24 protein-coding genes are annotated in these 23,616 nt (G+C 43.4%); all 24 read right to left on the minus strand.

Annotated features, from left to right (window positions below; translation table 11 throughout):
* Window positions 1-204: 204 nt before the first annotated feature.
* Entirely contained in the window at window positions 205-1,614 is a 1,410-nt protein-coding gene (locus PCY71_RS08490; RefSeq protein ID WP_301412525.1) for a lipopolysaccharide biosynthesis protein, read from the minus strand.
* Between the two features lie 10 nt (window positions 1,615-1,624).
* Entirely contained in the window at window positions 1,625-2,710 is a 1,086-nt protein-coding gene (locus PCY71_RS08495) for an NAD(P)-dependent oxidoreductase (protein ID WP_048773135.1), read from the minus strand.
* On the minus strand, window positions 2,691-3,413 hold the full coding sequence (gene ispD, locus PCY71_RS08500) for a 2-C-methyl-D-erythritol 4-phosphate cytidylyltransferase (protein WP_048773131.1): 723 nt from the start codon (window positions 3,411-3,413) through the stop codon (window positions 2,691-2,693). Before ispD ends, PCY71_RS08495 begins: the two co-directional genes overlap by 20 nt.
* Window positions 3,410-4,735: an O-antigen polymerase gene (locus PCY71_RS08505; protein WP_048773128.1), complete on the minus strand. Its 1,326-nt coding sequence runs from the start codon at window positions 4,733-4,735 to the stop codon at window positions 3,410-3,412. The genes ispD and PCY71_RS08505 overlap by 4 nt, the downstream gene beginning before the upstream one ends.
* On the minus strand, window positions 4,735-5,658 hold the full coding sequence (locus PCY71_RS08510) for a phosphorylcholine transferase LicD (RefSeq protein ID WP_002907804.1): 924 nt from the start codon (window positions 5,656-5,658) through the stop codon (window positions 4,735-4,737). Before PCY71_RS08510 ends, PCY71_RS08505 begins: the two co-directional genes overlap by 1 nt.
* Window positions 5,659-5,663: 5 nt before the next feature.
* Window positions 5,664-6,623: a glycosyltransferase family 2 protein gene (locus PCY71_RS08515; protein WP_048773125.1), complete on the minus strand. Its 960-nt coding sequence runs from the start codon at window positions 6,621-6,623 to the stop codon at window positions 5,664-5,666.
* 91 nt (window positions 6,624-6,714) lie between these two features.
* The gene (locus PCY71_RS08520; protein WP_002908528.1) at window positions 6,715-7,515 is read right to left on the minus strand and encodes a glycosyltransferase; all 801 of its coding nucleotides are present in this window, start codon (window positions 7,513-7,515) and stop codon (window positions 6,715-6,717) included.
* Window positions 7,516-7,559: 44 nt separating this feature from the next.
* The gene (locus PCY71_RS08525) at window positions 7,560-8,420 is read right to left on the minus strand and encodes an NAD-dependent epimerase/dehydratase family protein (protein WP_048773120.1); all 861 of its coding nucleotides are present in this window, start codon (window positions 8,418-8,420) and stop codon (window positions 7,560-7,562) included.
* 6 nt (window positions 8,421-8,426) lie between these two features.
* The gene (locus tag PCY71_RS08530) at window positions 8,427-9,032 is read right to left on the minus strand and encodes a sugar transferase (RefSeq protein WP_048773115.1); all 606 of its coding nucleotides are present in this window, start codon (window positions 9,030-9,032) and stop codon (window positions 8,427-8,429) included.
* Between the two features lie 15 nt (window positions 9,033-9,047).
* On the minus strand, window positions 9,048-10,850 hold the full coding sequence (locus PCY71_RS08535) for a nucleoside-diphosphate sugar epimerase/dehydratase (protein ID WP_002916690.1): 1,803 nt from the start codon (window positions 10,848-10,850) through the stop codon (window positions 9,048-9,050).
* Between the two features lie 41 nt (window positions 10,851-10,891).
* Window positions 10,892-11,590, minus strand: coding sequence for a polysaccharide biosynthesis tyrosine autokinase (locus PCY71_RS08540; protein WP_002905547.1), 699 nt, complete (start codon window positions 11,588-11,590; stop codon window positions 10,892-10,894).
* A gap of 10 nt (window positions 11,591-11,600) precedes the next feature.
* The gene (locus PCY71_RS08545) at window positions 11,601-12,296 is read right to left on the minus strand and encodes a Wzz/FepE/Etk N-terminal domain-containing protein (RefSeq protein WP_002894051.1); all 696 of its coding nucleotides are present in this window, start codon (window positions 12,294-12,296) and stop codon (window positions 11,601-11,603) included.
* Between the two features lie 7 nt (window positions 12,297-12,303).
* Window positions 12,304-13,035 carry a capsular polysaccharide biosynthesis protein Cps4B gene (gene cps4B, locus PCY71_RS08550; RefSeq protein WP_002905549.1) on the minus strand — a complete coding sequence of 244 codons (732 nt, stop codon included), beginning with the start codon at window positions 13,033-13,035 and terminating at the stop codon, window positions 12,304-12,306.
* Window positions 13,032-14,540: an LCP family protein gene (locus PCY71_RS08555; protein WP_048773111.1), complete on the minus strand. Its 1,509-nt coding sequence runs from the start codon at window positions 14,538-14,540 to the stop codon at window positions 13,032-13,034. Before PCY71_RS08555 ends, cps4B begins: the two co-directional genes overlap by 4 nt.
* A gap of 203 nt (window positions 14,541-14,743) precedes the next feature.
* Window positions 14,744-15,343, minus strand: coding sequence for an anaerobic ribonucleoside-triphosphate reductase activating protein (nrdG, locus tag PCY71_RS08560; protein WP_048773108.1), 600 nt, complete (start codon window positions 15,341-15,343; stop codon window positions 14,744-14,746).
* Window positions 15,330-15,857 carry a GNAT family N-acetyltransferase gene (locus PCY71_RS08565; protein WP_125342394.1) on the minus strand — a complete coding sequence of 176 codons (528 nt, stop codon included), beginning with the start codon at window positions 15,855-15,857 and terminating at the stop codon, window positions 15,330-15,332. Before PCY71_RS08565 ends, nrdG begins: the two co-directional genes overlap by 14 nt.
* Before the next feature lie 9 nt (window positions 15,858-15,866).
* Window positions 15,867-16,373, minus strand: coding sequence for a GNAT family N-acetyltransferase (locus tag PCY71_RS08570; RefSeq protein WP_048773748.1), 507 nt, complete (start codon window positions 16,371-16,373; stop codon window positions 15,867-15,869).
* Window positions 16,374-16,382: 9 nt separating this feature from the next.
* Window positions 16,383-16,880, minus strand: a complete 498-nt coding sequence (locus PCY71_RS08575) for a GNAT family N-acetyltransferase (RefSeq protein ID WP_048773747.1) — start codon at window positions 16,878-16,880, stop codon at window positions 16,383-16,385.
* Between the two features lie 52 nt (window positions 16,881-16,932).
* Window positions 16,933-17,073 (minus strand): hypothetical protein, encoded by a 141-nt coding sequence (locus PCY71_RS08580; protein WP_002911455.1) that lies wholly within the window; start codon window positions 17,071-17,073, stop codon window positions 16,933-16,935.
* A gap of 1 nt (window position 17,074) precedes the next feature.
* Complete coding sequence (gene nrdD, locus PCY71_RS08585) at window positions 17,075-19,270, minus strand: anaerobic ribonucleoside-triphosphate reductase (RefSeq protein WP_048773750.1); 2,196 nt, start codon at window positions 19,268-19,270, stop codon at window positions 17,075-17,077.
* Window positions 19,271-19,491: 221 nt separating this feature from the next.
* Window positions 19,492-21,039 (minus strand): hypothetical protein, encoded by a 1,548-nt coding sequence (locus PCY71_RS08590; RefSeq protein ID WP_048773746.1) that lies wholly within the window; start codon window positions 21,037-21,039, stop codon window positions 19,492-19,494.
* 38 nt (window positions 21,040-21,077) lie between these two features.
* Window positions 21,078-21,221, minus strand: a complete 144-nt coding sequence (locus PCY71_RS08595; protein ID WP_002899268.1) for a hypothetical protein — start codon at window positions 21,219-21,221, stop codon at window positions 21,078-21,080.
* Between the two features lie 177 nt (window positions 21,222-21,398).
* Window positions 21,399-22,934 carry a cardiolipin synthase gene (cls, locus tag PCY71_RS08600; protein ID WP_048773745.1) on the minus strand — a complete coding sequence of 512 codons (1,536 nt, stop codon included), beginning with the start codon at window positions 22,932-22,934 and terminating at the stop codon, window positions 21,399-21,401.
* A 194-nt stretch (window positions 22,935-23,128) separates the two neighbouring features.
* Window positions 23,129-23,608 (minus strand): SP_0198 family lipoprotein, encoded by a 480-nt coding sequence (locus PCY71_RS08605; RefSeq protein WP_004184397.1) that lies wholly within the window; start codon window positions 23,606-23,608, stop codon window positions 23,129-23,131.
* Window positions 23,609-23,616 lie beyond the last annotated feature (8 nt).

Below are 23,616 nucleotides of genomic sequence, written 5' to 3' on the forward strand. Positions count from 1 at the left end.
ATCCTCAAAAATACCATAATCCGCAATAAGTTACTGGAAAAATTGTCTTTCATTTCCACTATATACAATGTATAGTTCAGCAAACTGATTGTAGCCAGAGTAACTTTACAAGTAGCTTTGTATGCTAACGCTACATTACAAACCTAAAAAGCCCGGACAGGGCTTAGCGTTTAGATTGTTAAACTATTTATAATTTCTCGAGCATCAACGAGCCCGCAATTGTTGGAGCAGACCTTTCAAACTTTTGTATTTGTAAATGCTGTAGGTCAGATAGACAAATCCGTAAGCTGCAGCAGCTAGATAAACTGATAAAAACCAATTCGAAGCAATAAATACAAGCGTCATTAGCAACTCAACCCAGATATCTTTGACGACTTCGATCTGCATCCTCTTGGCTAAGATTAGCTCTGCCAGTATACTCCTAGTCGCCAGCAGCAGCACGATAGATAGTACTGTGGCATTCAGATTGCGCAAAGAAACTGCAAAAATCAAGGTAGTAGCAAAGCTTAAAAGCATGGCAATAACATTTACTTTAAAAATCTGCCTCTCCATTCGTAAGGCTTTTAAGTAGGTATTGATAAGCAGAGCCATCTTGCCCTCGTAGACAGACATAGGAAAGACCAGAGCCATAAATATCAAGGACTCTCTGTAAGCCGGCAGCCAGCTGTCCAAAGCTATTTTCAGGGGATAATACAGCAAAAGCACACCAAACATAAGAACCATAAGGACATTCCGCAACTGATTGTAAATCTTAGGCAACTTGCTTTCGTCCGTCCGTTTCAAAATCGGAAAGATGACCAAACCGATAGCGTTGATAAAGGTCATCAGCAGATTGGAAATGCTCAGGGTCAAGGATACTTTCCCAAATGTAGCAATGTTCCATACCTTTTGAATCCCCATTCGAACCGTCCCGATAATGAGCATACTGGCTACATTGGATAGCATCAGCTTGATCCCGACAGCAATATTGCAAACCGTTTCCCGTACATCAAGCTTAAACTGATGGAGAGGTCGCAGAGCCATATCTCGGCATAGATACATGGCATAAAAAAGAGAAACAACTCTACCAATCAAATCTGCATAGACCATAATCTTGAAGTCTCGAAAACCCATGAAAATAAAGACTAGTAAGAGCAGTAAATAGAGGAGTCGGTCTCCACTGACAACATAGGAACTTTCCTTTAGTCGATTAGTCATCTGCAGAATGTACACAAAGAGAAAGCGCAGATTGGTGACCAACATAGTATAAACCAAAAGTATAAAAACAAACCGACTGCTCTCATCTCTAATAAAGGCAGAAGTTCCTAAGAAAAATAAAATTCCAATCCCTGTCAGATAGATCAAAAGCATGAGAAACTGAGAGAAAAACTTTTCTTTATCCAGATCGGCATACTCTAAACCACCGTAGCGAAGGTAGATTCCGTCCACCCAACCCAGATGAACAAAACCGGCATAGGATAAATAAAAAATATAGAGTTGCCAGTAGCCATACTCCTCTACACCCATAATCTTAGGCAAAATCAAGACAACCAGAGAAGAAACTATTACTGTCAGCAAATTGGACAAGACAACATAGGAAAAATTAGCTATTATTTTTTTAAATCCACCAGACAAATTTGCCCTCCTATTCCTTCCTATCTGCTGCCATGCTCTCAATCAACCGTAAAAACATGGTTTCTAAATCAGTATGAGCTTGCCAGCCCAAACTCTCAAGCTTGTCCGTATTGAGACGAATCTTGACTGTCGGATTATATCCTAGCTTTTCCACATCATCTGCCAAATCAAAGACCAACTTCGTTTCATTGCTACCACTTCGTTCAATAACCATTTCCGCCATCTCACGAATGGAAATAGCCGTCTCTTTATTGGCGACATTATAAGCTTGACCTGCTTGGCCTTTCAGCAGAATGTAAAATATGGCTTCAATAGCATCTTTGGTATAGCAGTAGTTCCGAACAGTCTCCCCTTTAGTTCGGAGAATAATATCACTCTTTTCAAGGACAGCACGCGCAAACTGCGCAAAAACTCTGTTGTCTTCATAGCTCACACCTGGGCCAAAAGTTTGTGACAAACGAGCCATTTTCACTGGCACCTGATACTGATGACAATAGCCTACACACAAGGACTCTGCCATGCGCTTGCTTTCCGAATAACTGCTACGGACACTGGTTGGATCCAAATAACCGTAATCTTTCTCGTTAATGCTGGAAGCATCAGGACTTGTCGTCCCATAGACTTCCAGAGAAGAGAGATAGACCATACTGTGAACTTTCTTATTTTTAGCCAGCTCAAGCATTTTTTTCGTTCCATTTACGGCTAGATCAATTGTCTCCACAGGATGCTCAACGAAAAAAGAGGAGTCCGTCGCACTGGCTCCATGGATAATATAATCCAAATCCTCCTCTATCTGCCAATCTGACAGCAAGTCAGCATACACTAGCTGCAGATTGTCACTATGTAAAAAATCTTGAAATAGATCTTCCGCTTTTTTCTGATTTCGCGCCAAGGCCACTACTCTGATATTGGCATCGTACAAATCATTTAAAGCCATCAAAGCGGAAATGCAGTGTCTGCCTATAAGTCCGGTTGCTCCGGTTACCAAGACTGTAACATTTCTCAACTCTCTAAGAATAGGACTGACAGCAGCTAGCTCTTCCATATCCTTTTGTAAAATCGTATTTTTTCCCATATCAACCAAAAATTTGTGCATTTTCACGCGCTTCGTAAATCGCTCTAAAGATATAAAAATCAGATGGAGTCGTAATTTTGATATTTTCGCTGCCCCCCATGACTGTATGCAGAGGGAGACCAAAATAACGAGCCAACGTCGCAGAATCCGTCATATCAAACTGATTCTCTGCCTGGGCTTTTAAATGCAGGGAGTAAATCTTTGAAAGCGCAAAGGTTTGAGGGGCGACAGCTGTCTGACAAGTGGAACGCTCAATAACCTGATTAATAACATCCGCCTCATCGACCTGAATGACCGTTTCGATAACCGGCTTAACCGTAATAGCTGCCCCATACTTTTTGGCTGCCTCAATATTTTTAGAAATGATTCCCCCGTCAATCAAGGGGCGAACACCATCATGAATCAAAACATAGTCGTCATCGTTCTTGTACTTTTCCCGTAAGATAGATAGACCATTAAAAATAGACATTTGTCCAGTCTCTCCACCAGGAACCACTTGACTGACTTTTTTAATATTGAATCGAGCTAATAAATCTCTGCAATAATCCAGCCAGCCGTCTACACAGACAACCACAATGTCCGATACTGCCGGATGGTCTTCAAAGTGCTCAATCGTATGAATAATAATAGGCTTACCGTGCAACTCTAAAAACTGCTTGGGTAAGGTCTTGGTATTCATGCGGCTGCCTGTGCCGCCTGCGAATATCAGAGCTGATGTCGTCATACCGATACTTTCCTTCCTCTCGTTGTAAATCGTACTCTACTCAGTAAATCAGCTGCCATATAAATCACAAAAGCATAAATAATCCGATTAATATGGGTTGTCAGCAATGACAGCAACGTTTCCTGAAAGAATGAAATGACCAAAGGATACGCAAATAAAGCGAAAACAATAACCTTTAGCGGGGTGAAATAGCGTTTTTTGATAGAATAGTAGAAACTTCCGTAAAAGAAGCCATATAAAAGCTGAAAGATAAGGACTGAAAAATAACCAAAATCCTTGATAAAGTAGTAATAAATTGTGTAAACATTGGTTTTATCGTCGTTAAAATGAACAACAGGCAGGAAAGGTGTCAACTCATGGCTAGACAGACCGAGGGATTTCAATGTTCCATAGATAGCAATAAGAGTATTTTCTCCAAAGACTTGATTATCGCTATAAAGAGTAGGATTTTTCAGATAATAGTCTAAAGCCTGAATGGGAGAACCCATATACTTAACCAAATTATCCAAAATTCCGAACTCTGCTCGACTATCCACTCGATTGAGAACAAAGGTTCCAACCGCCATAAATAAGACAAGGAATACAAATCCAATTATCAGCAAAGAGCGAAAAAGCTTCACACCATACCTGCTATCTCTCCACGAATAATACTTCGAGAAAAACAGCATATACACAATAGCATAGCCTGCAACCAAGCCCAGCAACTCCGTACGTCCGGTAGACAAGAGGGAAACACCTAAAGAAATCAGACTAACCAGCAGTATCTTGCCCTTGTAGAAAATGCCATCTTTTCCTGAAAAAAGAGATTCACAGAAAAAGTAGAAGAAAACAATTCCTAAGGAAAAGTTAACTCGCAGCAAATTGAGGCTAAGGCGACTAAGAGAGAAATCATAATTTGTAGTCATATGCCGAGCCAATTCAATAGTTTTAAACAATCCCCCAGGTACCTGCTTGCTCTGTGCCGCCAAGTAAAGCAAATCGGAATAAATAAACCTGACCGCATAAGCCAAAAACAAGAGAACTAAAATAATGAAAAAATTACTCACCTTTATTTGACTTGGTTTGGCGTCCAACTTTCTCTCAGCAAACAAATTCGATGACAAGAGGACTCCCATTAAAAAAATGGCATTTCCAACAAAGATAACAGTGACCGTTATCAGAGAAAGTCCCTCTCCCCATTTGGATGAATAAAATGCAGTAAAAATGCTTGCTATCATCCATATTGCCAAATATATAAAAGCCGGGTTAGCATAGTCTCTTCCTACTGTTTTCATTGTCAAAAACAATAGGAAAAGGCCACCCAAAATTAGTAAAAAAACCATTATCTTCCTTCTATTAATTCAACCCAATTATCTCTCAATCTGACATGACGTTCTGTCTGTTCTTTTCTTTCAGGCGGTGTCATGTAATCACCGTAGCGATTGGTCAGATACTTGTCCGCATCATTGGGTCCATCGAACTCATAGCCTTCGAAGGAATACTTCTTAGCTGGATAGAAACTTTCATAGTCAATAGTCTCTCCCAAATAGCCTTTTACACCATAAGCAATGGTTATTTTTGAAGTCTTCTTATTAGACTGGATGAGTTTTTCCATCAACTTATACATATTAGCCGGCCCCATGATAAAAGAAGGGAAGCCTATCAGTCTTCTAATCCAAAGATTTTGTCTGAGTTCTTTGGATTCTTTAGCCATATAGGTCAGATGCGGAGTAAACTTCGTATAGCAGCGTGAGCTATTGTGTGACAAATCCAAGGCTCTGAATAGAAGACCCTTGAGCTTGCGAAGCATGTTATTCTCTGGGACAAAGTCAATTGGCAGCATATCAAGATAGAGATGTTTCTTTTTACTGAAACCTTCTCCCAAAACATCATAGTAGGTCAATGACTTGCTCTGCAGCTTTAGAACCTTAAAGACACTGTCTGTCGCATCCGCAGGAGAAATCAGCTCGAAGTCCTCGCTGTCCGCAAAGATTTCCTGCAGACGATTGTAGTCCTCTCTGAACATCACTAAGTCGATATCATCGTCCCAAGGGATATAGCCCCCATGTCGCAAAGAACCAATCAAGGTCCCTGCAACCATGTAGGAATGAATATGATGCCGACGACACTCTGCATCAAATTTTTTATACATTTGTAAATAGGCTTTTTGTAAAACCTTTAATTTATCATCCGTAATTTTCTGATACATGGGGCTGAAGCGTTCTCCCAAAGCCAACTCCCATTCAATCTTACTGGTTCCTCTCATTTTTCTTACCTCCCAAACTTTTTCAATAATCTCCTAGCAACTCCATTCAGTGAGTAGGTGTATACCAAATCACTGATGAAATCTTTTATTGTTCGATACTCCCTTATTTGAAACATCAGGCCCAAAGCCCAAAATGGATTTCTAGACTGTAATAATTTCAGTCTAAGATTGGTCAAGGCCAAAGCCCTAGCAAGCTGGCGATGATCCGCCTCAGAAATCTGGCGCTCTTCTGCGATTTTTTGCACGGACTCATAGCGACTGATGACCTTCTGTAAATAGTTAATCCTAGATAACCTTGTTTTATTAAAACTGAGCGACGACGCAGACTGGGTTACATTTGCCTGATGAATGCGATGCTGATCTAGTAGCTGGTCCAAGCAAACAACTTTTCCATACAATGGAGCCAGCATACCAAATAAAACATCATGATAATCAAATCCAGGATAATCCGTATACTGCTGCTGCAAAATATCTGTCAGTACCGACTTTCTAAAAGCTGTCTGATAACCTGACGGCCAATTTTTCAGGAGCCAAGCTAGATTTCTTTCTGGCCTTTCTCCTGAAACCTTGGGCTCCTTGATGACCTGACCATTTTGATCAATCAAGTAAGACTGGCCATACACCATAGCAGCACCTGTTTCTAACAGTACTTTCTGCAAGGCAGCTGTTTTATCAGGCAACCATTTATCATCCTGATCAGCGAAAAAAACAATATCATGCTCAGCCAAACTCGCTAATTTTATAAAAGTTCGATAATGACCCAAATTTTCCTGATTTTCAATTAGCTGCCAATCAGTCAGTTGGTGCTTGGTGATGTAGTCCCTGATTAGCACCACTGTCTGATCTGTCGAACAGTCATCACAGATAATGACCTGATCAGGCTTCAGCTTTTGAGTGCGGATAGAGTCTAGTTGCTCCAAAATAAAATCCGCCCCATTATAGGTCGCCATCACGACAGAAATCATTTCTCCCTCCTTCCTAAACTTTTCATCCTATATCCCCCTAACTTTTAGCTTTCTCCCTGTCTAAGCTAGACTGCTCTGTCTGTGAAGAAGATTACTTTCTTCTAAGCAGATACTTATAAATAAACGCTTTTATCCAAATAGGCGTTCCCACAAAAGCACGAATCATCAACATATTTTGATAATATTGTCCTCGGTTCAACATACCATGTGACAGCAAAAAAGTATTGACTACTTTCCAGCTGGCAATCTGATTTGTCTGGCTTCTTCTCGTATGCATGCCATTTCCGACACGAGCATAAACCAAGACCCGATTAATATTAGCGAAACGACATCCCTGAGCAGCCATTCTCGCCCAAAGATAATAGTCTTCCACTAAAGGCAGGGGCTTGTAATTGCCTGCTTTTAAAACAGATGATTTCTTGAAAAATACCGTCATGTGACAGAAAGGATTTCTCCGCTGCAACCTTTTGATAATCTCTTCATGAGAAAGCGGCATTTGTTTCTCTGCCACTATTTGATCTGGTTCCGCGTCAAATTCTATGATATTGCCACCCAGAACATCTAACTGCGGATGCTGCTCAATATAGTCCACTTGTTGCTGAAAACGGTCCGGTGTCGCAATGTCGTCTGAATCCATTCTAGCAATCCAGTCATAAGAGCAAGCCTCAACTCCCCGATGCAAAGCTTCTCCCAATCCGACATTTTCCTTTAAGGGTAGAACTTTCATCTCTGGAAATGTTCCCTGGAAATCTTGAATCGTCTGATAAAGCTCTTCTGTCAGCGGCCCATCCTCTACAAGGACAAGCTCATCTGGCTTGCGGCTCTGCTCTATAAGAACGCTATTTAGACTCTTTCTTAAGAAATCGGGATTCTCCTTCTGATAGACAGACATCAATACCGAAAATTTCACTAACAATCCCCCCCATTCATCCTAAACTAGTTTCCCTTCTCCGTCTTCTCAATAGACCTCCTAAAATCTGCTACCTGATAAGACTGAGGATAGCTAGACATCTCTTTTTCATAAGTTAAATCCGAAAACAGCTTATTCAGAGTCGAAACATGGTGAGACAGTCCTTTTAAAATCCAGTTAAATGCAGGCAGCAAGGCTACTCTCTGGCCATGAGTCCGTTTTATTTCTTTGACTAGCTGAGAGGTATTGACATAGTCCTGATTTTGAGGATAGAAGACACCACTGTCTTGATTCTGAACAATCAGTCTGATAAACTCACAAAGGTTATCAATATAAATCATACTACGTTCGTTCTGGACCAAAGGGAAAACTGGTAGTTTCTGAGCCAACTTTGACAGTCGCTTATAATTTCCCTTAGCTTGATAACCATAAACCATGGGCGGTCGTAAAACTGCCAATTTGAAATCTTCGCTCTCCAATTCCGCCAGAAGTTGCTCAGCAGCTAGTTTGCTTTTGCCATAAAAAGAATCAGGACGCTCTTCTGTATCCTTTGTGATAACCCGATCTCCCAAAACTTCGCCATAGACGCTCATGCTACTCATAAAGATAAACTGTTTGACGCCTTCGCGTTTAGCCTTTTGAGCCAATTCATACGGTAGCTGAGTATTGACTTGATTATATTCCGACTCCATCTCTTTTGATGGGTTAGAGATATGGACAATCGCCGCCAAATGCAAAATTACATCAAAAGACGAAAAATCTTTCTCCTTCCAGGTTTCTCCGCGGACGTCCAGCTCATCAACCTGAACATCCTCCCGTGAAGAAACATACCTCTTAAAGCTCCGGCCGATATAGCTACCCTCTCCCGCAATTAATATTCTTTTCATCAGCCTTTAATCTTTCTTTTCCATATTTCCCGTGCCGCCTTCGACAACACCTTCGCTCTTGGCCACACTCTTAATGGTGCCAAAGAAACAGCGGACATCTAATCCAAAAGACAAATGCTGGACGTAGTAGCCGTCCAATTCAGCTTTCTTGGCAATCGGCAACTCATCTCGCCCGTGAATCTGAGCCCATCCCGTCAGACCTGGCAAAACATCATTAGCTCCATAGCGGTCTCGCTCTTCAATCAAATCATACTGATTCCAAAGAGCCGGTCTTGGACCTATGATACTCATGTCACCGACAAAAATATTCCAAATCTGAGGCAACTCATCCAGAGATGTCCTCCTAAGAAATTTCCCAACCTTTGTAATCCATTGCTCAGGATTTTCCAGTAAATGAGTTGGGGTATCTTTAGGGGTGTCAATTCGCATCGTTCTGAATTTCAAAATATAGAAGTGTTTCTTATGCAGACCGACCCGCTTCTGTTTGAACAAAACTGGTCCTTTTGAATCCAATTTAATAGCGAGTACTAGAAGCAGAAAAAATGGTGATAAGACAAGCATTCCTAAGAATGACAAGACTATATCTAATGTTCGTTTAAAAAATTTATACATGATTATCCTAAAAACTTATTGCTGTGCAAACTTTACCAGGCTATCCTTGAGGTCATTTGCACCAAGAGTCAGAAGAGAGTCCACATAGGAATCCACCTCTATCTTAGGCAGCGACTGAACATTCCCTACAAAAATCTTTTCATAGACTTGATCATTGACCTTTTCCTTGGCAGACAAGAGCTCTTCATAAAGTTTTTCGCCCGGTCGAATGCCTGCTTCTTGAATCTGAATCTCCTCTTCAGTATGGCCGCTGAGCGTGATCATCTTTTTAGCCAAGTCCAAAATTTTCACAGGCTCGCCCATATCCAAGACAAAAACCTCTCCCCCTTGCATCAAGGCTCCAGCCTGAATCACCAAGCGGCTGGCTTCTGGTATCGTCATGAAATAACGTGTCATTCGAAAGTCCGTCACGGTGATAGGACCTCCCTTAGCAATCTGCTCCTTGAACAAAGGAACAACACTACCTCGGCTGCCCAAAACATTCCCAAAGCGTACGGCTGAGAAAAGAGTCTTTCCTTCTTCATTTAAACTGGTCACGACCATTTCCGCCACACGCTTAGTTGCCCCCATAACATTAGGCGGATTGACTGCCTTATCTGTAGAAATCATGACAAATTTCGCGACACCAGCTGCCTTTGCTGCTTCTGCTACATTTCGCGTGCCATAGATATTATTTTTGACCGCTTCTGTCGGATTGTACTCCATCAAGGGAACATGCTTGTGAGCAGCTGCATGATACACTCGATCAGGACGATAGGTTTCCATAATATGGAAAATTCTCTCTCTATCTTGAATATCTGCAATGATTGGAATCAACTCAATATCATCTTTATAACGGCTTGACAGCTCCTTGTGAATCAAATAAATTGAATTTTCTCCATGACCTAGAAGCAGGAGCCTTGCTGGGCAGAATTGAGCAATCTGACGGCAAAGTTCCGAGCCGATAGAGCCACCGGCCCCCGTAACAAGCACTGTCTTGCATTTAAGATTGGACTTCAAACTTTGCTGATCCAGCTTAACTTCTTTACGTCCCAACAGATCTGCAATATCAATTTCCTGAAGTTTGCTGACAGATAGTTTCCCCGTAATCACCTGTTCATACTTAGGCATGGCATTGACCTTGACCTCCGTTTGTTGGCAATACTCTACGATTCGCTCGTAATCATCCGGAGCCAATGAAGGAATGGCAATGACAATTTGTTCGACTTCATAATTTCCCACAATTTCAGGTATCTGCTCGGTTGTTCCTACAACTTTTACTCCATGAAGATAGGTATTTTGCTTATTCTTATCGTCATCTACAATCGCGACTATCTTTAAATCTTTTGATTTTTGCTGGGCTGTCTTGATAAAAAGACTAGCACCATCCCCTGAACCAACAACAAGGGTTTTCGTCCCATCTACTTTCTTTCCCAGTAAGGCTGACGGGTGCTGCACGAATTCATGAATCTCCCGCCAAGTCAGCCTTGAAGCAATAACCAACAAAAAAGATAGCAGCATAGAAAGGACGATATATCTACTGTTTGTGGATTCGTAAAAAATTTTCTCTGCAATGTATACAATTGAGTAAGCTCCTAAAATTGAGCCCCCCACTCGAAACATTGTTTTGTAATCTGTATACCTTGTAATGGTAGAAAAGACATTCGACAGTGTTGCAAATGTCAAATACAATACAATAATCCCCATTAAAATAGAGACAAAAGATAAATCCGTTATCCCGACATATTTTGCTAAGAAGAATTTTGAAATCCCCTGACTTATACTGAGCAAAATAATATCAACAATAATTAAGATGACTCTTTTTCTCGCTCTTGTCATGTTCCTAATCTCCCAATTATCCTAAAACTCTTTAATCCCTATTATTTCCCATAATTGCCATAGCTGCCGTATCCTCCATAAGTTCCGTAGGCACCATAGCGTTCCAAATCAATGTTATATTTATTGAGGACAACACCTAAAAAAGGAGTTCCCGTTTGTTCCAACTGCTCTTTAGCTTTCATGACTGCTTTTCGTTTGATATGGCCTGCTTGTGTCACCAAGAAGCTGGCATCGCATTTCTGAGCGATGATAGCCGCATCAATGACCAGACCAATCGGTGAAGTATCTACGATGATGTAGTCATAGCGGACACGCAGGTCAGTCAAAAGCGCTTCAAACTGCTTGCTTTGCAAAAGCCCAGTCGGATTAGGTGATACTGGACCAGACAAGATCACATCTAGGTTGTCCAAATCTGTATCGTTGATGACTTCATGCAGGGCAGCCTGTCCTGACAAATAGTCCGTCAGTCCTGATACTTTTCTCTGACTGCTAAACACACCGGACATGACTGAGTTGCGGATATCCGCATCGATCATCAAGGTCTTATGACCAGCTCTGGCAAAGGCGGCCGCGAGATTCACTGAGGTTGTAGACTTTCCTTCATTTGCCGTCACCGAGCTTATTTCGACCATCTTGATATTGGCGCCGCTCAGCTGTACATTAGTACTTAGAGCGTTGTAGTATTCCTCGGTTAGTTTGACAAGGTTCCTTTTTTTCCTAACTAATTCTAAGGTTGCCATTTTCTCTCCCTTACATTCTGTTCATATCTGGGATAACGCCCAATAACGTCAAGCCCATGACTTCTTCAATGTCCTCTGGCTTCTTCACCCGATCATCCAGGATTTCTACAGCGATGATAAAGATCGACATCAGGACGCTGCCCCCTAAAAATCCTAAGATAACATTACGCCGAATATTTGGTGAAGAAGGCTCTGCTGGGACTGTTGCTTCTTCCAAAGTTGTCACATCAGAAACTTTTGTCACCTCGATGATTTTCTCAGCGGCGATATTCCGAAAGGCATTGGCAATGCGTGCCGCTTCCTCTGGATTGTCATCTTTAACCGTAATCGAAACGATACGAGTATCCGCCGGAACGGAAACGGTGATGTGACGCGTCAGCTCTCTTGGTGACGTTTGCAGTTTCAACTCACTAATTGCCTGTGACAGAACCGCCTGTGACAGAATGATTTCTTTAAAATCCTTAACAAGGTATGAACCCGCCTGCAGGTCCTGATTAGTCAAAGCTGCCTGTGTTTCGTTCTGACGGCTGACCACATAGATGCGCGTGGTACTCTGATACATTTTCTTAGCAATAAAGACGCTGTAGCCAAAAGCCAGCAAAGAAAAGAGCACAGCTCCCAATACGATGGTGAACTTTTTCAGCCATAAGGCTCTGAGCAAGGACAGAATATCGATTTCTACGATTTGCTTTTCTTGTTTTTCCATTTTTCCCCTAAATCAATTCATTTTTCAATAATAATGCTTGGTTGCCGCCAAAGAGGGCCTCTGCCCGGCGGGAACCGTATTTCTTAGCGACGATGTCAAAGGCCTCCTTCATAAAGGGCGGTCTCTGGCTTAGATTGTGCATGTCGCTGGCAACAAAGTGGACTAAGTCCTTCTCCAAAAAGAACTGAGCCCGTTTTTTCATAAATTTATGCGAGTCTCCAAGCAGCTTGGGCTTCAGAACACTGGAGCTATTAATCTGAGTATAGCAGCCCATATTAATGAGTTCCTGCACCTTCTTTTCATCATTTTCCAGGCAGTGATAGCGCTCAATATGAGCCACGACCGGTGTTAGACCTAAGCGCAGAATCTGAGCCAAACCTTTATGGATGTCCTTATAAGGAGTCGCCATGCTAAACTCAATCAGCACATAGCGTGTGCCAGCTAGACTGGGGAAAATCCCCTTTTCCAACTTATCCGCCACATCACTGGTGTAGTAAATCTCTGCCCCATAGAGAACCGTCAAGTCAGGCGCCACAAGCTCTGCCAGTTCTTTTACCATTTTAAAGTTAGAGCTAATGGTCTCTTCAGGCGTTTCAAACATGCCCTTTCTGCGATGAGAAGTAGAGATAATAGTCCGAACTCCCTGTCGATAGCTTTCTTCCAGCAGTTTTTTAGAATCCTCAAAATTCTTAGGACCATCGTCCACATCAAAGATAATATGAGAATGGATATCAATCATGGTGTTTTTCCTTCCATTACCTGCTGAATCGCTGCCTTAGCATTATCAAGGCTTTCTGGCTGGATTTCCATCATGTAGAGATTGGAATCTGGCATAGCGTAGGATGGTAGATCCATGCGTCCGTTTCCGCTGATAGCTTGTGACTGAACTTGATAGCTTCCACCTGACTCCAGCTGGGTATTGACCAGATTCATAAGAACAGGCAGCTCCATATTGGTCTGGATAGAATCCTGCAAGCCGGAAATAATCTCGTTGTAGTTCTTCAAAGCACTGGTTGAAGTCAGCTTTTTAATGACTGCTTCGATAACCTTTTCTTGATTTTTTCCGCGGTCATTGTCACCACCCTGAAGGGAGTAACGCTCGCGAACAAAACCTAGTGCCTGATCTGAGTTCATATGGACTTTCCCTACTGGGAAATGATGATTGCCGTGTCGGCTGGTAAATTCTTGGTCATTTTCAACATCAATCCCTCCCAGCAGGTCTACCAGCTTGAGGAAGGAAGTGAAGTTCAGACGAACATAGTAGTCAATGCGAATGCCGTATAGATTTTCCAGAGTGTGGACAGAAGCATCCACGCCATAAATCCCAGCATGGGTCAGCTTGTCCATCTGTCCGCCTCCTCCATCTGCAATCGCCACATAAGAATCACGAGGAGTCGTAGTCAAGAGGACTTTCTTGGTCTTGCGATTAACTGTCATGATGATATTGACATCTGAGCGTGAGACAGATGAGATAGACCCATAAGTGTCAATACCGCTGACATAGATATTGAAGACATCCGCATTGGCATCATCCCTGCGCTTGCCGGTCTCTACTTGACGAGTGATTTTATAAGTATAGATTTTCTTTATCTTTGAAGCATAATCAGCATCGTGAGAAGCCAGCATATCTCCAAATGAACTATTGAGGGCAATGGCCTCGGTCTCTTGATTGATGAGTGCCTTGTAAGCTGCGATATAAGACGAGCTGTTTTCCACTGTGAGTTCTGTCTTTTTAGTCTTCTTGATGTGGTCCAGAAGAGCCGTTACATTGTCCTTGTCTCCATTTTCAGTCGGAGCCGTCAGCTTCTGCAGCTGAGTCACATCTGATTTATCGCTGTCCGCCCGGACATAAACGGCCATTTCAATTTCAGAGTAATTTGAGGTGGAGTTCACACCTCTAGATAAGTCCATCAGCTCCTTGACCCCGTACATGGCTCCTGAAGATACCAGCAAAGTCACAAGCAAAAGTAAGGTTGTCAGGACTTTGAACTTATTTTTCCATACAAAGAAGGCTGCCAGTAAAATAACAGCCGCCAAAAGAGCAGACAAAATAAGGTTCAGGTGATGAAACGCCAGAACATTATTTTTAAATATAGAAAAAATAAGCAAACCTGAAACCAAGCTTACCAATGTCAGTAAAGCTGCATTAAAGAGCCTCAGCTTCTTCCCCTTTTTAGAAGCAGGCACATTTCTCCTATGATGATTCATAATTCTCCCTTTTTCTCCCCTGAGATATAAATACATTTTATTATATCATAAATGCATTATGATACACTAAAATATTTAAAAATATTTTAGTTTTTTTCAAATTTTGTTGACAAAAAAGGACAGTCTGTATTAATTTTCAGTAAATTCCTTCTTCATTCTCGAAAAACCGATATTTTATACTGTTTTTGGCAACAGAAAAAGAGGTGAACCCTCTTTTATATCAGTATTTTACTTGTTTTTTAAAGTATCTTATCTCTGTCAACTTGCTCATAGGCCTGCAAGCCATCATTGAGCTTCTCCCAGATGATAACCTTGCCTGCCTCAAGGGATTTCTGCACATCGATGATCCGCTGATTGGAAGAACCGCGGAACTGCAGCATGAGATTCTTCTTGGTAAGGTCAAAACGGCCATCTACTAGGATGTCAATCAGACTCAGCAGCTCCAGCTTATCCTCCGTTTCCAGCATCATCTCCTCCCAGGTGTAGCCCGTCCAGGACCAGATATCCTTGTCTGGAAGCTCTCTCCGAATCCGCTTGACCAAGGGCAGGAGAATGCCTGTATTGAGAAAAGGCTCGCCGCCTAGGAGGGTCAGCCCCTGCACATAGGGTTCCGCCAAGTCTTTCATAATCTGATCCTCCAACTCTTGGGTATAAGGAATGCCAGCGTTAAAAGACCAGGTTGCTGCATTATAGCAGCCCTCACAGTGAAACATACAGCCACTGACATAGAGGGAGTTGCGGACACCTTCGCCATCTACAAAGTTAAAAGCCTTATAGTCAATGATTCGCCCCTTGCTCAGCTCCTCACTTTTCCATTCTTGAGGTTTAGGATTGTTCATCTTCATCCTCCAAATCAATCCAGTAGCGCTGACTTCTGTCGATTGTATTTTCGTAAACACCGCCAGCAGAGAGAATCGTGCGTCGACTGGCTTCGTTGTCTTCATCGCAGGTAATCAGCACTCGTTCCAATCCTTGTTGCTTTCGGGCCTCTGCCAGCCCTAGCTCTAGCTGCATCTTAGCCAAGCCCTTTCTGCGTTGACTGGGGCGGATAGAATAGCCAATATGCCCGCCCTCCACAAATAATTTGTCATTCAAAGACAAGCGCAGAGCTAAAAAGCCCAGAGGCAAGCCGGTCTCATCAAAGGATAAAAATTGAATGGCAGGAACCCAGCCTGCTAGCAAATTAGCAGCATCCTCCTGCTGCTCTACAATCTTTAACCAATCCTCATAATCCTTTGCTCGTTTCCAAGTGGAGCCCATGCCACCGTGCATATAGGATTTTGCTGCATCGAACTCAGCAATCATCTCTAAAATCGCATCTTTATCTTCCAAAGTTGGTCGTCTTAGCTCCATGCTCCCTCCTTAATTGACATCAATCCAGTAGCGCTGACTTCTGTCGATTGTATTTTCGTAAACACCGCCAGCAGAGAGAATGGTGCGACGACTGGCTTCGTTGTCTTCATCGCAGGTAATCAGCACTCGTTCCAGTCCTTGCTTTCGAGCCTCTGCTAGTCCTAGCTCTAGCTGCATCTTAGCCAAGCCCTTTCTGCGTTGACTGGGCCGTATAGAATAGCCAATATGCCCACCCTCCACAAATAATTTGTCATTTAAGGACAGGCGTAAAGCTAAAAAGCCCAGAGGCAAGCCGGTCTCATCAAAGGATAAAAATTTGATTGCAGGAACCCAGCCTGCTGGCAAATTGGCAGCATCCTCCTGCTGCTCTACAATCTTTAACCAATCCTCATAATCCTTTGCTCGCTTCCAAGCGGAGCCCATGCCACCATGCATATAGGATTTTGCTGCATCGAACTCCGCAATCATCTCTAAAATCGCGTCTTTATCTTCCAAAGTTGGTCGTCGTAACTTCATAGGCTTTCCTCAATCTATATCAATCCAATAACGCTCTTTCCCGCCTCGAATATCCTCTAAAGCCCCGCCATTCGCCAGAATCACTGACCGGCTGGCAGCATTATCACAATCGCAAGTCACTAGGACTCGTTTAATATTTTTACTTTTGGCTACTTGCAATCCTTGTCGCAGCTGCTCTTTGGCCAATCCTTTCCCACGCGCAGAGGGACGGATACTATAGCCGATATGCCCGCCTTCTTGGAGCAAATAGTCATTGAGCCGCAAGCGCAGATTGAGAAAGCCCACAGCCTGACCATCCGCAGCAAAAGAGATTAGTTGGATGTAAGGCACAAACCCTTGCGGCAAGCCTAGACCTGCCTCAGCTAGCTGAATAGTCTCTAACCAATCCTCATAGACAAAATCCGCTCCGCCAAAGAAGCCATCCTGCCGACTACCAGCTGCTTCAAAGTCAGCCAGCATCTCTAAAATTTTTTCCTTGTCTTCTAGTTTCGGTCGTCTCAGCTCCATAGTGCCTCCTGATACGAAGAGAGTGAGACCGCCTTGCGCCCCACTCTGACTTCTATTCTTTCTTGTTCTTTTCTAAAAATTGCTGACGCAGTTTGGCCAATCGTTCTTTCTTACCGCTGCCACCCTGCGAATGTTTTTCATGGAAACGCTGCACCTGAGCCTTTCCTTTGTCGTCCAATTGATACTTTCCCATCTTAATTTCCTTCGTACTTAATAGTCGAGCCATTCATGTGCTTGACCCGAGCTGATATTTCCTTGTGTCGTCCATTGACCATTGGGCGGGCTTGCGGATTTCCTAAGTAACCGCAGGTCCGCTTGACCACATCGACCGTCTTGGGATCGCTGTTGCCACATTTTGGACAGGTGAAGCCCCGCTCGGTCGGCGTGAAATCTCCCTCAAAGTTACACTTGTAACAGCGGTCAATCGGTGTATTTGTACCTAAGTAACCAACTCGGTCATAGGCATAGTCCCAGACAGCTTCCAGTGCCTTGGGATTTTGCTGAAGAACAGGATATTCACAGTAATGGATAAAGCCGCCTGAAGCACCCACTTCAGGATAAATCTTCTCAAAGTCCAGCTTTTCAAAAGGCGTTGGATTCTTGCGCACATCGTAGTGGAAAGAGTTAGTATAGTATTCCTTGTCAGTAATATCCGGAACAACGCCAAACTTCTCTGTGTCCAAACGGCAGAAACGGTCCGTCAGACTTTCAGATGGTGTCGAGTAAACAGAGAAATGATAGTCATACTGATCTGACCACTCTTGCACCCGACGCTTCATATCTTTGACAATAGCAATCGTAAAGTCCTTGGCTTCAGGATTAGTTTCCCAGTCGCCGCCGTAAAAGACTGCTGCCACTTCATATAGGCCGATATAACCTAGGGAAACCGTCGCACGACGGTGAGTAAAGAGCTGGTCAACCTGATCATACTTGCCCAGACGTTGGCCAAAAGCCCCATACTGATAAAGAATCGGTGCATTGGCTGGACTGGCTTCCTTTGTCCGCTCCACTCGGTAAACCAAAGCATCCTCAGCGATATTCATCCGCTCATTAAAGAGTTCCCAGAATTTATCCAGATCCCCCTCGGACTCAAGCGCAATCCGCGGCAGATTGACAGTAACAACACCTAGATTCATACGGCCGGAGTTGACTTCCTGACCATTTTCATCCTTCCAGCCTTGCAGGAAAGAACGGCAGCCCATCGGCACCTTGAACGATCCAGTCAAGTCGATAATCTTGTCATAGGAAAGCACATCTGGATACATGCGCTTAGTGGCACACTCTAGAGCCAGTTCTTTGATGTCGTAGTTAGGCGTTCCCGGCTCGAGATTGAGTCCACGCTTAAGGGTGAAAATCAGCTTAGGGAAAATTGCTGTGCGGTGCTCGCTTCCCAGTCCCTTGATACGGATATTGAGAATGGCCTTTTGAATTTCCCGCTCAAAACGATTGGTCCCAAGACCAAAGCCCAGCGAGGTAAAAGGAGTTTGACCGTTAGAGGTAAAGAGAGTATTAATCTCATACTCCAGCGACTGCATGGCATCGTAGATGTCCTTCTTGGTCTTCGCCCAAGCGTACTCTTCCTGCTTATCCGGCAAAACCCATTGCTCCGCATCCTTAAGATGCTTTTGGTAATTAAGCTTAGCATAGGGCGCCAAGACTTCGTCAATCCGGTCCGCTGAGCAACCTCCATACTGACTCGAAGCCACATTGGCAATAATCTGCGAGATTTGCGCCGTCGCAGTCTGGATAGACTTGGGACTCTCTACTTCTGCATTCCCAATCTTGAAGCCATTTTTCAGCATGCCGTCAAAGTCAATCAAACAACAGTTCGTCATTGGCGTATAAGGGCTGTAGTCCAAATCATGGTAGTGGATGTCCCCCTTCTGGTGGGCATTGGCCACATGAGGCGGCAGCATCTTAAGCCCAATGGACTTGCCGACAATCCCTGCGGTCAAATCCCGTTGGGTATTGAAAACATCGCTGTCTTTATTAGCATTCTCATTGACTACTGTACGATCTTTGTTGAGGAGCTTGTCAATGGTAAAATTGATATCTGTCGCTTTTGAGCGCTCAAAATCCCGTTGGGTGCGGTAAGTGATGTAGTTCTCTGCAATGGCATATTCCTTGGCATTCAAAAGCTCATGCTCAACGATGTTCTGAATCTCATAGATTTTGACATACTTAGCGAAGCGACTGCTGATTTCTGCCACAATGCGGTCTGTGATAGCTTCTAGCTTAGCTTCCAGCATCGGATTCAGCGGACCGACTTCCTGAGCTGCCCGCACCATAGCCTTATAGATCTTTGACACATCAAAAGCCACCCTACGGCCATCCCGCTTCTCCACATAAATCGCTGGAGCAGTTTCAAACTTCTCTTCCCTTAAAATCATCATGAACACTTCCTTTTCCTGCCCTTAGGACAAATAAAGCCTCTTCAGACCAGATAGCTAGGGAGATATTTCTAGGAATTCTCCGATAGCTCTTCATCCAAAGAACAGTATTTTTTAAATAAGTCGATACAAGTCTCATTATAGCACGTTAAAATTAAAAATCAATATGTTGTGGCAAAAAAGTTAATTTTTAACTTTAGACACAACATATTGATTTTTTACTACTTGAGTTGATAAAGCTCGAAATGGTTGAGTTTGAGGTCGGTTTCCTTGTAATTTTGGGAAATTAACTGCTTCACATCCGACAGCAATTTGACATCATTGTTAACCAAAATATACTTGGGCTGGCTGTTTTCAAGTCCCTTCTGAAGACCTAGACGATTTTCAGCCGTTCCCACATACAAAGTTGGAGACAAAAGAGAAACAGCTGATAGGCGGCCACTCTTTTGATACAGACTAGCCGAGGTATCCCAAGCATAGATAGCATCCCCATCCTTGGTCTTTTCCTTAATGTACTGGGCCGCTTCACTTCTTTCAGCAGATACACCGTTGGAAAGGATATACTCATTCACCAAAGGATAGCCAATCAGATAAAAGATGGCTAAGAGCGGCAGAAAGAACTGGCCTGAGAGATAGGAAGTCCACATGGTAGGGCGACGGCGATCCCGGCGGTGACGCCCTGGTGCCTGCTGCTTGCCTTTATTGAACCACAAAGCAAAAAGAATCATGGCAAAAGGCAGGGCCGGAAGCAGTTGATAACTGCCTTGATCTGGCAGGATAAAAGCTGCAAAGACAGTAATGAAGAGTCCTAGCAGACCGATAAAGCGCAAGACGCGCAAGCTGGTTGCTTGCCCCTTTTCCCTTGAAAAGAGATTGGCACCCAAAGCAGAAATGAAACCTAGACCAACCGTCAGCAAGCCATAATAAACTAAATTAGAAATACTATGACTGCCAATCAAGCTGATGGAATCCCAAGTATAGGTCACCTGACTGATAGCCTGGCCAAAGGTTCGATTAGCAACAGTAAAATAGCCGATAGGATAAAAAATCACTGAGAAGCCAAAGAGACCAGCTAAAAGCTGATAGAAGCCTCGAGCCGCACGCTTGGCTGCGATATTGTAGACCAAAAGCACCAGAGCAGTCAAAGAATAGAAGACTAGGCTGGAAACCGGATCAATCATAAAAGCAAGAGCTCCAAAAGCTCCATAGATAATGAACTTTTCATCCTTGATTGAATCCTGCAGATAGCGCACCAAGAAAGATAGATTCCAAAAAATAAAAGGCAGAACAAAAATACTAGAGTAAAGACCGCCAAATCCAAGAGCAAAGACTAGCAGGTAAAAGAGCAGCAGGAGGCTGCGCGATAAATCCTGTTTAGGCTGTAAGAGCACCAAGGTCTTGTGCAGGAAAAGTCCAGCCAGCCACAGAGCCAGCGTCTGAAAGACCATCCACAAAAGCTGCCCAAAAGCTAGACTGCTGGTCCAAGCCATCAGATAGTAAAGCAGGCCACTAGTTCCATATATTTGCGAATAAGGCACCTGCCCCTGAGCCATGGCCCAACCGGCATAGAGATTCTGACTTTGTAAATTCGTTGCTAGATTGGTCAAAAAAGGATTGACCACACTTAGCAGGCTGATAGCCAAACTGCACAAGAGCGTCAAAAAATAGGGCGTCGGCTCTGGCTTGGTAATTTTTTGCTCAGACCTTTCAGCCCTAGTCAGCTGTTCCTCTGAAACCTCTAAAACTTTTTCTTCCGTTGTATCATGCATATAAAATATTCTCCTTGATATCAGTCCCATCTAGTATATCAAATTCCTGTCCTCCTGTCAGCTTTCTCTTGCCCCTTCTTCTGAGCATTATAGCTTCTAGCCAGCTCCTCCAATTCTCGAAAACAGCGGTATTCTCTCGTTTCATAAGCAAGCGGCTGACTGGAAATTTTCTCCATTGTCATCTTAAAAAATTCCTTTATTTTTTACATTCGTAAAAATAAAGCAAAAATCCGTCCCTACATAAAAGCAAAAATGACAAGAACACATCTCAGCACGATTAGTAAAAGTACATGCAAAAAATCTGAGACTTCCGCCTCAGATTTTCTGTATATTACTGCAGAACTTGTTCACCTCTGGCATTAGAGCATAGGGGCAAAGAGCTGCATGATTTCTTTGATAAAACGACGATACCAGCTGCTATCAAGATTTTCAGGAAGAATTTCCTCAGAAGCTTCAAAAATTGCTTCAAAATCTTCCTTGATAGCTGGGATACTCTCCGTATGGTACATCAGGACTGCATTTTCATAATGGTGCACCAGACTGCGGTAATCAAAGTTAATCGTCCCTACCACAGCAAATTCATCATCGGCCACCACGTTCTTACTATGGATAAAACCTGGCGTGTACTCAAAGATCTTAACCCCTGCTTCCATCAGATCCGGATAGGCTCCGCGAGTGACAATCTGAATCAGCTTCTTATCCGGAATGAAAGGAGTCACGATGCGGACATCCACTCCCCGCATAGCAGCATTCTTGATATCCTCCGTCAGGTCATAGTCAATAATCAGATAAGGCGTGGTAATGTAGACATAGTCCGTAGCCTGACTGATAATATTTTGATAGACCGTTTTGCCAACCTGACCCTTATAAATAGGCTTAGGCCCGCTACCATAGGGAATGTAAAGCCCTTTGCCTTCGACAGCTTTATTTTCCAGATGGTACTTGTCAAAGTCTGTGATTTCCCCGCGGTTGATGTACCAGTTCATGAGAAAGAGTCGCGTCAGAGCCTTGACTGCCCGACCTTCCAAGCGCACACCGCCATCTTTCCAGTGGCCAAAACGAACAATATGATTGATATACTCGTCGGCCAGATTGATGCCGCCAGTATAGCCAACCTGACCGTCAATCACCAAAATCTTGCGGTGGTCACGGTTGTTGTAGGATACCGTCATTCGCGGAATCACCTTGTTAAACCGATAAGCCTCAATGCCCATCTTGCGCAGCTTACGGGTATAATCGCCCGGCAAAGTGGCCATGCAGCCAATATCATCGTAGAGCAGTTTGACTTCAACGCCCTGCGCAGCTTTTTCGACCAAGATTTCCAGAACACTGTCCCACATCAGCCCTTCATCGATGATATAAAATTCCAGAAAAATGAATTTCTCAGCAGCCCGCAGGTCAGCCAGCATGGCCTCAAACATCTCCTCACCGATGGGAAAATAGCGAGAAGCTGTACCGTCATAGACATCCGCATTATTGTCCATACTCAGCAGCGACTTGATAATACCATAGGCTGACTTGTTTTTCTTTTTCAGCTGGACACGAAGATCGTAGCTGTTGTCCTCACGAAATTTCATAGAGTCCATATTTTCCAGCTGAATCATTTCCTTTTTAGACAACCGTCGCTCACCAAACATCAGATAGAGCAGGAAGCCAAATACGGGTACCACAGCAATCAGGAGCCAAGTCACCTTGCTCTCCGGTGGCATATTGCGGTTGACAATCGCTAAAATGGTTCCAATATACAGGAAAACAATCATCGCTACTGACAGCCAGTTGGGTGCAATCTCATTAAAATAGAAGAACGCAACAAAGACAAAGACCAGCTCCAGCAGCATAATAATAATACTGAAACCGTATTTTGACATTAATAAGCGGAATTTCCTGAAAGTCATACACTCTCCTATCTCATTGCATATATTCTAGTATATCAGTAAAACTGCCTTAAAACAACGTTTATATCAATGCAAATCGTATTTCTGGTGGATGAAAATTCAAGCACAGCTTTTGAATACCACTATCCTCAAAATTTCACTGCAAGATTCTAACTGCTAAAAGGAAAAGCCCTATTCAAGACAGGGCTCTTTCATCATTGTTTCGTAAAGACCAGTGTGTCATCATCATAAGGCTCTTGGGAAAGATCCTCAATTGTCAGCTGATTGCCCTCAATGCGATAGCGCTTGACATCATCTCCGATGATCATGGTCTGGTTGGTAGCATCAATCTGAACCTGTTCAATCTCCTGCTCACCATCCGACTCGACCTTAGTCAGCTGGCCAGTGGTGCCTGAAATCTGCAAGGTCAGCTGATCACCTTCATGACTTGTATGGTAGCTGCCATCCAGCTCGCCATTGGCTGCTTGCTCGGAAGAGGAGGCTGAAGCAGATGAGCTACTATTGGCCGCACTAGACGTGCTAGCTACCGACGAAGACTCTGCTGGCTTGCTGGAAGCGACTGACTGAGACTGAGAGGAAGGTGCCGTCTGGTTCTGATTAGAACCGCAAGCTGCCAAGACCAAAACAGCCGCAGCAGTTAGACCCGAAAAGATTAACTTTTTAGAAATTGCCATAGTGTTCT

This window comes from Streptococcus sp. SN3 (assembly GCF_030439905.1).

Excerpts from the sequence above, each read along its gene's own strand:
- PCY71_RS08580 (WP_002911455.1), bottom strand. The coding sequence starts at position 17,073 with ATGGGAAAGTATCAATTGGACGACAAAGGAAAGGCTCAGGTGCAGCGT.
- PCY71_RS08590 (WP_048773746.1), bottom strand. The coding sequence starts at position 21,039 with ATGCATGATACAACGGAAGAAAAAGTTTTAGAGGTTTCAGAGGAACAG.
- PCY71_RS08570 (WP_048773748.1), bottom strand. The coding sequence starts at position 16,373 with ATGAAGTTACGACGACCAACTTTGGAAGATAAAGACGCGATTTTAGAG.
- PCY71_RS08505 (WP_048773128.1), bottom strand. The coding sequence starts at position 4,735 with ATGGTTTTTTTACTAATTTTGGGTGGCCTTTTCCTATTGTTTTTGACA.
- PCY71_RS08545 (WP_002894051.1), bottom strand. The coding sequence starts at position 12,296 with ATGGAAAAACAAGAAAAGCAAATCGTAGAAATCGATATTCTGTCCTTG.
- PCY71_RS08555 (WP_048773111.1), bottom strand. The coding sequence starts at position 14,540 with ATGTATTTATATCTCAGGGGAGAAAAAGGGAGAATTATGAATCATCAT.
- PCY71_RS08605 (WP_004184397.1), bottom strand. The coding sequence starts at position 23,608 with ATGGCAATTTCTAAAAAGTTAATCTTTTCGGGTCTAACTGCTGCGGCT.
- PCY71_RS08565 (WP_125342394.1), bottom strand. The coding sequence starts at position 15,857 with ATGGAGCTAAGACGACCAACTTTGGAAGATAAAGATGCGATTTTAGAG.
- nrdD (WP_048773750.1), bottom strand. The coding sequence starts at position 19,270 with ATGATTTTAAGGGAAGAGAAGTTTGAAACTGCTCCAGCGATTTATGTG.
- PCY71_RS08510 (WP_002907804.1), bottom strand. The coding sequence starts at position 5,658 with ATGAGAGGAACCAGTAAGATTGAATGGGAGTTGGCTTTGGGAGAACGC.
- cps4B (WP_002905549.1), bottom strand. The coding sequence starts at position 13,035 with ATGATTGATATCCATTCTCATATTATCTTTGATGTGGACGATGGTCCT.
- PCY71_RS08495 (WP_048773135.1), bottom strand. The coding sequence starts at position 2,710 with ATGCACAAATTTTTGGTTGATATGGGAAAAAATACGATTTTACAAAAG.
- PCY71_RS08595 (WP_002899268.1), bottom strand. The coding sequence starts at position 21,221 with ATGACAATGGAGAAAATTTCCAGTCAGCCGCTTGCTTATGAAACGAGA.
- PCY71_RS08535 (WP_002916690.1), bottom strand. The coding sequence starts at position 10,850 with ATGACAAGAGCGAGAAAAAGAGTCATCTTAATTATTGTTGATATTATT.
- ispD (WP_048773131.1), bottom strand. The coding sequence starts at position 3,413 with ATGACGACATCAGCTCTGATATTCGCAGGCGGCACAGGCAGCCGCATG.
- PCY71_RS08515 (WP_048773125.1), bottom strand. The coding sequence starts at position 6,623 with ATGATTTCTGTCGTGATGGCGACCTATAATGGGGCGGATTTTATTTTG.
- PCY71_RS08575 (WP_048773747.1), bottom strand. The coding sequence starts at position 16,880 with ATGGAGCTGAGACGACCGAAACTAGAAGACAAGGAAAAAATTTTAGAG.
- cls (WP_048773745.1), bottom strand. The coding sequence starts at position 22,934 with ATGACTTTCAGGAAATTCCGCTTATTAATGTCAAAATACGGTTTCAGT.
- PCY71_RS08520 (WP_002908528.1), bottom strand. The coding sequence starts at position 7,515 with ATGTCTGTCTATCAGAAGGAGAATCCCGATTTCTTAAGAAAGAGTCTA.
- nrdG (WP_048773108.1), bottom strand. The coding sequence starts at position 15,343 with ATGAACAATCCTAAACCTCAAGAATGGAAAAGTGAGGAGCTGAGCAAG.
- PCY71_RS08525 (WP_048773120.1), bottom strand. The coding sequence starts at position 8,420 with ATGAAAAGAATATTAATTGCGGGAGAGGGTAGCTATATCGGCCGGAGC.
- PCY71_RS08540 (WP_002905547.1), bottom strand. The coding sequence starts at position 11,590 with ATGGCAACCTTAGAATTAGTTAGGAAAAAAAGGAACCTTGTCAAACTA.
- PCY71_RS08530 (WP_048773115.1), bottom strand. The coding sequence starts at position 9,032 with ATGTATAAATTTTTTAAACGAACATTAGATATAGTCTTGTCATTCTTA.